The following is a 7733-nucleotide window of genomic DNA, read 5'->3' as shown; positions in this document are numbered from 1 at the left end:
TGTTAGGCCTGCCGCCAGCGTTCAATCTGAGCCATGATCAAACTCTTCAATTAAAAGTCTGATGCTCAAAGAATTAAACTGTTAGTTCGTAATGAATTAACTGTTGTTCACTTGAGACTTGATATTCATTTATCGTCCGAAGACGTTAAGATATCAGTGCCCCGAGTGCCCACACAGATTGTCTGATAAATTGTTAAAGAGCGGTGCGACGCGGCACTCAGCCTGCTGTCGCGAGGTGGCGTATATTACGCTTTCCTCTTTCAGAGTCAAGCGTTTATTTTCGCTTTCGTCTGCCTGACGGGCCGGCTCGTTTGCCGTTGTGCCGTGTCAGTGGAGGCGCATTATAGGGAGTTCTTCTCAGCTGACAAGAGGAAATTTTAAAAAAAATTCCGATCGTTCATTTTCCAGGCAGAACGACTGAAGAATCACCATCATTGCCTGGTTTATAAACAAAAACGAGCCTCGCAGGGCCCGTTTTTCATTTTTTGCGAGTTACTGCACAGCGACAATATGGTTGTCGCGCACGATAAGCTCGATAGTTTTACCGGGCACCAACTCACCGGAGAGGATTTGCTGGGCCAGCGGGTTTTCAATCTGCTGCTGAATCGCACGTTTCAACGGACGCGCGCCATAAACCGGGTCGTAGCCGTTCTCACCAAGCAACTGCAGCGCGTCATCCGAGATATGCACCGCGTACCCCCGGTCTTCCAGACGCTGATAAAGCCGCTGCAACTGGATCTGCGCAATAGAGGCAATGTGTTTCTGTCCTAACGGATGGAATACCACCACTTCATCAATACGGTTGATGAATTCCGGGCGGAAGCTCTGCCCGACCACGCCCATCACCAGCTCTTTCATGCTCGCGTAATCCAGCGCGCCGAAACGCTCCTGAATCAGATCGGAACCCAGGTTAGACGTCATGATGACCACAGTATTACGGAAATCGACCGTTCTGCCCTGCCCGTCCGTCAGACGTCCATCATCCAGCACCTGCAGAAGAATGTTGAACACATCAGGGTGCGCTTTTTCCACTTCATCCAGCAGAATGACGGAATAAGGACGGCGGCGAACCGCTTCGGTCAGATAACCGCCCTCTTCATAGCCGACATATCCCGGAGGTGCGCCAACCAGACGCGACACCGAGTGTTTCTCCATAAACTCGGACATATCGATACGCACCATCGCATCGTCGCTGTCGAACATAAAGTTAGCCAGCGCTTTGCAGAGTTCAGTTTTCCCCACCCCGGTCGGCCCGAGGAACAGGAACGACCCAATCGGACGGTTCGGATCGGAAAGCCCGGCGCGGCTACGGCGAATAGCATTCGACACCGCTTCGACCGCCTCATCCTGGCCGATCACACGCTGATGCAGATCCTGCTCCATACGCAGAAGCTTATCGCGCTCGCTCTCCATCATGCGGGAGACCGGAATACCGGTCCAGCGCGCCAGCACTTCGGCGATTTCCGCGTCAGTGACTTTATTTCGCAGCAGCCGCATCGTTTTGCCTTCCGACTGCGTAGCGGCGGCGAGCTGTTTCTCAAGCTCCGGGATTTTGCCGTACTGCAGTTCAGACATTCGTGCCAGGTCACCCACGCGGCGCGCCTGCTCAATGGCGATTTTCGCCTGCTCCAGCTCTGCTTTAATGGTCTGCGTACCGGAGAGTGAGGCTTTTTCCGCTTTCCACTCTTCTTCCAGTTCAGAATACTGACGCTCTTTATCCGACAGCTCATCGTTCAGCATATCGAGGCGTTTTTTACTGGCCTCGTCAGACTCTTTCATCAGCGCCTGCTGTTCCAGCTTGAGCTGAATAATGCGGCGGTCGAGGCGGTCAAGTTCCTCTGGCTTCGAGTCAATCTGCATACGAATGCTGGACGCTGCTTCATCGATAAGGTCAATGGCTTTATCCGGCAACTGGCGGTCGGCAATATAACGGTGCGACAGCGTCGCCGCCGCGACAATCGCCGGGTCGGTTATCTGCACATGGTGATGCAGCTCATAGCGCTCTTTCAGGCCACGCAGAATCGCAATGGTATCTTCCACCGACGGCTGGGCGACAAACACTTTCTGGAAACGGCGCTCCAGCGCGGCGTCTTTTTCAATGTACTGGCGATATTCATCAAGCGTCGTGGCACCTACGCAGTGCAGCTCACCGCGCGCCAGCGCCGGTTTGAGCATGTTGCCCGCATCCATCGCGCCATCGGCTTTACCCGCGCCGACCATAGTATGCAGCTCATCGATAAACAGGATGACGTTGCCTTCCTGTTTCGACAGATCGTTCAGTACGCCTTTCAGACGCTCTTCGAATTCGCCGCGGTATTTCGCACCGGCCACCAGCGCGCCCATATCGAGCGCCAGCACCCGACGCCCTTTCAGGCCTTCCGGCACTTCGCCATTAACGATACGCTGCGCCAGCCCTTCGACTATCGCGGTTTTACCGACGCCAGGCTCACCAATCAGTACCGGGTTGTTTTTGGTACGACGTTGCAGTACCTGAATCGTACGACGGATTTCTTCATCGCGGCCAATGACCGGATCGAGCTTGCCCTGCTCGGCACGCTCGGTCAGATCGACGGTATATTTTTTCAGTGCCTGCCGCTGATCTTCGGCACCCTGATCGTTCACGGTTTCGCCTCCGCGCATATTTTCAATCGCTTGTGTGACGTTCGCGGTCGTGGCGCCCGCGGCTTTAAGTAAATCCGCAAGCGTTCCGCGCGACTCCAGCGCCGCCAGAACAAACAGCTCTGAGGAAATAAAATTGTCGCCCCGTTTCTGCGCCAGCTTGTCGCAGAGATTCAGTGCCCGCACAAGATCCTGCGACGGCTGAACGTCGCCGCCGGTGCCTTCCACCTGCGGCAGGCGGCTCAGCGCCTGGTCGAGATCGGTGCGTAACTTCCCGGCATTAACGCCTGCGGATGTCAGCAAAGGACGAACGGAACCGCCTTCCTGATTTAGCAGGGCGCTCATGAGGTGAAGGGGTTCGATAAACTGGTTGTCGTGCCCCAGTGCGAGTGACTGGGCATCGGCAAGAGCAAGCTGGAATTTATTGGTAAGACGATCCAGACGCATAACTCCTCCCATAACAGGTCAAAATTGCTACTGGAGATTAAATGAGGTCATCCCTCAATTATTCAAGGTTAATGACCTTAATTATGTAGAGCGTCAGTTATCCGTACCGGATCGTCTTGATTCAATAGGTTATATCAGCCAAATGAAACTTGCCATACGACCTGTCGTTCTGTCGCGGCGATACGAGAAAAAATCGTGGCTTTCGCTATGCGTACAGCGCTCACCGCCATAAACGGCGGTCACGCCCATCTTCGCGAGACGCTGGCGCGCCAGCAGATAGATATCGGCGAAATATTTCTCGCCGTGCGGGCGAAAAGCAGCTGCAGCCGCTGGATCTTTAGCGATAAACGCCTCGCGCACTTCCGGACCAACTTCAAAAGCCTGCGGGCCAATCGCCGGGCCAAGCCAGGCCTGAATAGTAGCGGGCGGCGCGCGAAAACAGGCGACGGTCTCTTCGAGCACGCCTTCGCACAGCCCACGCCAGCCTGCATGCGCTGCGGCCACTTCCGTGCCGGACGCCTCGCAAAACAGCACCGGCAGGCAGTCGGCGGTCATCACCGCGCAGACCGTTCCCCGCTCACGGGTATAAGAGGCATCTGCGCGCTTAGAGGCATACGGCCCGCCGTCGAGATGAAGGACATCCTTACCGTGAACCTGCTCAAGCCAGACGGGCGATGAAGGGAAATTCGCCGCCTGATAAAAGCGGCGACGGTTTTCTTCGACATGTTCAGGATTATCCCCGCAGTGTGCGCCCAGATTTAAGGCGTCGTAAGGCGGCAGGCTGACGCCGCCGTGGCGGGTTGAGCTACAGGCCGCAACGCCCGAAGGCAGCGGCCACTGCGGAGTAATCAGTTTCATAACCAGTCCAAGTCGTCTTTATGGGCTTCGAAATCAGCGCGCAGCGCGTCGATAAGATCAACCATGTCCTGCGGAATAGGCGCATGCCACTCCATCAGAATACCGCTGATGGGGTGATAAAGACGCAGCATGGTCGCGTGCAGCGCCTGGCGATCGAACTTACGCAGCGCCTGAATAAATGCTTCACTCGCGCCTTTCGGCGGACGCGGACGGCCGCCGTACAGCTGATCGCCCACCAGCGGATGGGTGATGTGCGCCATATGTACGCGGATCTGGTGCGTACGGCCGGTTTCCAGACGCAAACGCAGGCGGGTGTGAATCCGAAAATGCTCCATGATGCGGTAGTGCGTTACCGCCGGTTTACCCATCGGATGCACCGACATATGGGTGCGTTTGGTCGGGTGGCGGCTGATGGGCTCGCTGACCGTACCGCCCGCCGTCATATGTCCAATCGCCACCGCTTCATATTCGCGGGTGATTTCACGCAGCTGCAGCGCTTCAACCAGACGAGTCTGCGCCGGAACGGTTTTCGCGACAACCATCAGGCCGGTCGTGTCTTTATCCAGACGATGCACGATACCCGCGCGCGGCACATCCGCGATAGGCGGATAATAGTGCAGCAGCGCGTTAAGCACAGTGCCGTCCGGGTTGCCGGCGCCCGGATGAACCACCAGATCGCGCGGTTTGTTGATAACCAGAATATCGTCATCTTCATAAACGATATCGAGCGGGATATCCTGCGGCTCAAAGCGCGCTTCTTCTTCGATTTCAGCATTGATGGCGACACGTTCCCCACCCAACACTTTCTCTTTCGGCGTATCGCACATCTGGCCGTTTACCAGCACGCGCTGGTCGAGGATCCATTCTTTTATGCGTGAACGTGAATAATCCGGGAACAATTCGGCCAAAGCCTGATCTAAGCGTTGACCGAGTTGTGACTCGGACACCGTTGCGGTGAGTTGTACTCGTTGTGCCATATACAGCTTCTTCGTTAACGTTGGGTTTTACGGCTTTGCCGTTTAATATAGTGTGCTATTGTAGCTGGTCTTAATCGGGAGCTGGAACAGTGAAACTCCCGCATAACATCTGAGGAAAGTCAAAACGTCATGACGCGCATGAAATATCTGGTGGCAGCCGCCACGTTGAGCCTGGCTTTGGCGGGCTGCTCCGGTTCTAAGGAAGAGGTGCCCGATAATCCGCCTTCAGAGATCTACGCGACTGCGCAGCAAAAGCTGCAGGACGGTAACTGGAAAGCGGCAATAACGCAACTGGAAGCGTTAGATAACCGTTATCCGTTTGGCCCATATTCTCAGCAGGTACAGCTGGATCTGATCTACGCCTATTATAAAAACGCCGATCTGCCGCTGGCCCAGGCCGCTATTGACCGCTTTATTCGCCTTAACCCGACCCACCCGAATATCGACTACGTTATCTACATGCGCGGCCTGACCAATATGGCGCTGGATGACAGTGCGCTGCAGGGCTTCTTCGGCGTCGATCGCAGCGACCGCGATCCGCAGCATGCGCGCGACGCGTTCCGCGACTTCTCGAAGCTGGTTCGTGGTTACCCGCAGAGCCAGTACGCTACCGACGCCACCAAACGTCTGGTCTACCTGAAAGACCGTCTGTCGAAATATGAGCTTTCCGTTGCGCAATATTACACCAAACGCGGCGCGTGGGTGGCCGTTGTGAACCGTGTGGAAGGTATGCTGCGTGATTATCCGGATACCCAGGCGACCCATGAAGGGCTGGGCCTGATGGAAAACGCCTATCGCGAGCTGCAGCTCAACGCGCAGGCGGATAAAGTGGCGAAAATTATCGCCGCGAATAACACCGGTTCCTGATCCTTACATCAGCGTAAAAAGCCAGCCCGGCGGGCTGGCTTTTTTTATGACGTTACTCACCGGTCCACGTCGATCCGTCAATAAAGGTAACGCGGTCATCCAGCCACTCGCGGACGATGTTATCTGCCGCTTTACGGGCGTTTTCGGGCGTAAAGCCGCGATCGTTTTGCAACCACTGTGCCGTTGCCTGACGCGCAGGCTCAAGCGCCGCCAGCACTTTTTCACGCTGCGCTTTTGGCCAGGCCGCTTCGTCTTTCCACTCGCGGATCTCTTTTTCCGACTCCCGCGGTTTTTGAGCCGGTTCGGAAGGGTTGAGGTAATCCTCCGGCTTAACGGTCACGTGCAGCTCAAAAATACGCCAGTCCGCATAGCTGGCATGCTGAATCGTCCCGGCACCTTCACTCGCTTTGCTCAGCGCATCGGAAAACGCATCGTCGAGCGCTTTCCAGGCGGGCGTACTGAAAATTGCAGCCTGAGGGGCACAAACTGGCGCTGCGCCATCGCGTGATGAACCATACAGCGCCCCAAACGCTTCATAAGCGGCCTGCCCCTGCGCCGGGAAAATAAAGCAGTGGACGTACGGGCGATCGCTATCGTTTTCGTAATCCAGCCTTTCGATATTCATACGCAGCAGCGTCAGCACCGCCCGGTCTTTGCCCTCTTTCGGGTCGCTGTCGATATCTTTCATCACCGACCAGGCGAAATCATCATCCTTAAGCCCGTCCAGCGCCATCTGATGACGCTTACTGGCCTCCTGCGCCGTCACGCCGCTGGCGGGTACGAAACGGTTGAGATAGACCAGCCATGCGGAGGCGAGCGGCGTCTGATACTGGCGCAGCTTATCCGCGGCGGTCGCCGGTGAAGCAGGGATAAGACTGACCGCGGCATCGAAATCGTGGGTGGCGCGGCGCGCGATACGCTCAAGCTGTTCAGCGCGGGGTTTCATGGTCGCCATAAGACACGCGTTAAGTTCACTCGCGTTACCCGCACAGGCGTTGCGCGTTTTAAGCCACGCGCGCTGCTCCGTGCGTAACGCCGCGGCGTCCTGTGCGGTCATGCTGCTTGTCGCGCGCAGGTAGCTGTCGCTGATTTTGCTGTCGAGTTCGCCGAGCGACGTTTGCTGGCAGATGGCGTGTTCAACAGGCGTGCCCGCTTTATCACAGTCAAATGACGCGCCGATGGCAGGTGCAGCGCCACAGGCGAGCGTCACACAGAGCGCGAGACGACGAAGCGCCGTCAGCCGAAAGGTGGCTTTCATAACAATCCTTTTTACGTAAAGAGCCGTGCATTTAGGCAGGTATGAGTGACGCATTATTGCCGAAGCTGCGCCTTTCGAGGAGCTCTTAAAAAAGGTATACGGACCAAAAAAGAGGCATAAAAACGGATTTGATGAAGGTTTAAACAGAGAAGGCGGTGGAGTTAACTCATCAACTATGACCGCTTTTAACGAGGCCGACAAGCGAAATCCGCCCTCTTCCTGTCCTGACTCACAAAAACGTTTTATTGACAAAAAGTGACAAAATAAAGTGATCTGAATCACGCAAATTGACGCTGGGGCGGTTATGCTGAAGTTACCAAGACGGGAAAGACAAGAGGTAACATTTATGACAATGAACATTACCAGCAAACAGATGGAAATCACCCCCGCTATCCGCCAGCACGTCGCCGACCGTCTCGCCAAACTTGAAAAATGGCAAACTCATCTGATTAATCCGCATATCATTTTATCTAAAGAGCCCCAGGGGTTCGTCGCGGACGCCACCATCAATACGCCTAACGGCCATCTGGTCGCCAGCGCCAAACATGAAGATATGTACACGGCCATTAACGAACTCATTAACAAGCTGGAAAGGCAACTGAACAAGGTGCAACACAAAGGCGAGGCCCGCCGCACCACAGGCTCCGTTAAAGACGCCAACTTCGCCGAAGTCGAAGAAGAAGAGTAAAAACATCAGCGTCATCTTT

At 55.5% G+C, this 7733-nt stretch carries 6 protein-coding genes; 2 read left to right on the top strand and 4 right to left on the bottom strand.

From position 1 onward, the window contains the following. Positions 1 to 492: 492 nt before the first annotated feature. From clpB to rluD, 3 genes are all read right to left on the bottom strand, one after another. Positions 493 to 3066 (bottom strand): ATP-dependent chaperone ClpB, encoded by a 2574-nt coding sequence (gene clpB / locus G9X48_RS16355; protein ID WP_007870142.1) that lies wholly within the window; start codon positions 3064 to 3066, stop codon positions 493 to 495. A 129-nt stretch (positions 3067 to 3195) separates the two neighbouring features. Continuing rightward, positions 3196 to 3924: a purine nucleoside phosphorylase YfiH gene (gene yfiH, locus G9X48_RS16350; protein WP_038878287.1), complete on the bottom strand. Its 729-nt coding sequence runs from the start codon at positions 3922 to 3924 to the stop codon at positions 3196 to 3198. Further along, a complete protein-coding gene (gene rluD / locus G9X48_RS16345) occupies positions 3921 to 4901 on the bottom strand; it encodes a 23S rRNA pseudouridine(1911/1915/1917) synthase RluD (RefSeq protein ID WP_097642011.1) in 981 nt (326 codons plus the stop codon). The genes yfiH and rluD overlap by 4 nt, the downstream gene beginning before the upstream one ends. A 129-nt stretch (positions 4902 to 5030) precedes the next feature. On the opposite strand from rluD, the gene bamD reads away from it, so the two are divergent. Next, positions 5031 to 5768, top strand: a complete 738-nt coding sequence (bamD, locus tag G9X48_RS16340) for an outer membrane protein assembly factor BamD (protein ID WP_012124005.1) — start codon at positions 5031 to 5033, stop codon at positions 5766 to 5768. Between the two features lie 52 nt (positions 5769 to 5820). On the opposite strand, the gene G9X48_RS16335 is transcribed toward bamD, so the two are convergent. Then, positions 5821 to 7026 carry a lysozyme inhibitor LprI family protein gene (locus G9X48_RS16335; protein ID WP_097642012.1) on the bottom strand — a complete coding sequence of 402 codons (1206 nt, stop codon included), beginning with the start codon at positions 7024 to 7026 and terminating at the stop codon, positions 5821 to 5823. 346 nt (positions 7027 to 7372) lie between these two features. Here G9X48_RS16335 and raiA point away from each other — a divergent pair, with 346 nt between their 5' ends. Further along, positions 7373 to 7714, top strand: a complete 342-nt coding sequence (gene raiA, locus G9X48_RS16330; protein WP_004385565.1) for a ribosome-associated translation inhibitor RaiA — start codon at positions 7373 to 7375, stop codon at positions 7712 to 7714. Positions 7715 to 7733: the final 19 nt, after the last annotated feature.

This window comes from Cronobacter sp. HA18006 (genome assembly GCF_011605445.1).
GTDB lineage: Bacteria > Pseudomonadota > Gammaproteobacteria > Enterobacterales > Enterobacteriaceae > Cronobacter > Cronobacter sakazakii.
Note: the sequence above shows the minus strand (reverse complement) of the source record. Positions and strands in the feature narration are given on the sequence as shown.

Coding starts and splice junctions, on each gene's coding strand:
- clpB (WP_007870142.1), bottom strand. CDS start 3,066: ATGCGTCTGGATCGTCTTACCAATAAATTCCAGCTTGCTCTTGCCGAT.
- yfiH (WP_038878287.1), bottom strand. CDS start 3,924: ATGAAACTGATTACTCCGCAGTGGCCGCTGCCTTCGGGCGTTGCGGCC.
- rluD (WP_097642011.1), bottom strand. CDS start 4,901: ATGGCACAACGAGTACAACTCACCGCAACGGTGTCCGAGTCACAACTC.
- bamD (WP_012124005.1), top strand. CDS start 5,031: ATGACGCGCATGAAATATCTGGTGGCAGCCGCCACGTTGAGCCTGGCT.
- G9X48_RS16335 (WP_097642012.1), bottom strand. CDS start 7,026: ATGAAAGCCACCTTTCGGCTGACGGCGCTTCGTCGTCTCGCGCTCTGT.
- raiA (WP_004385565.1), top strand. CDS start 7,373: ATGACAATGAACATTACCAGCAAACAGATGGAAATCACCCCCGCTATC.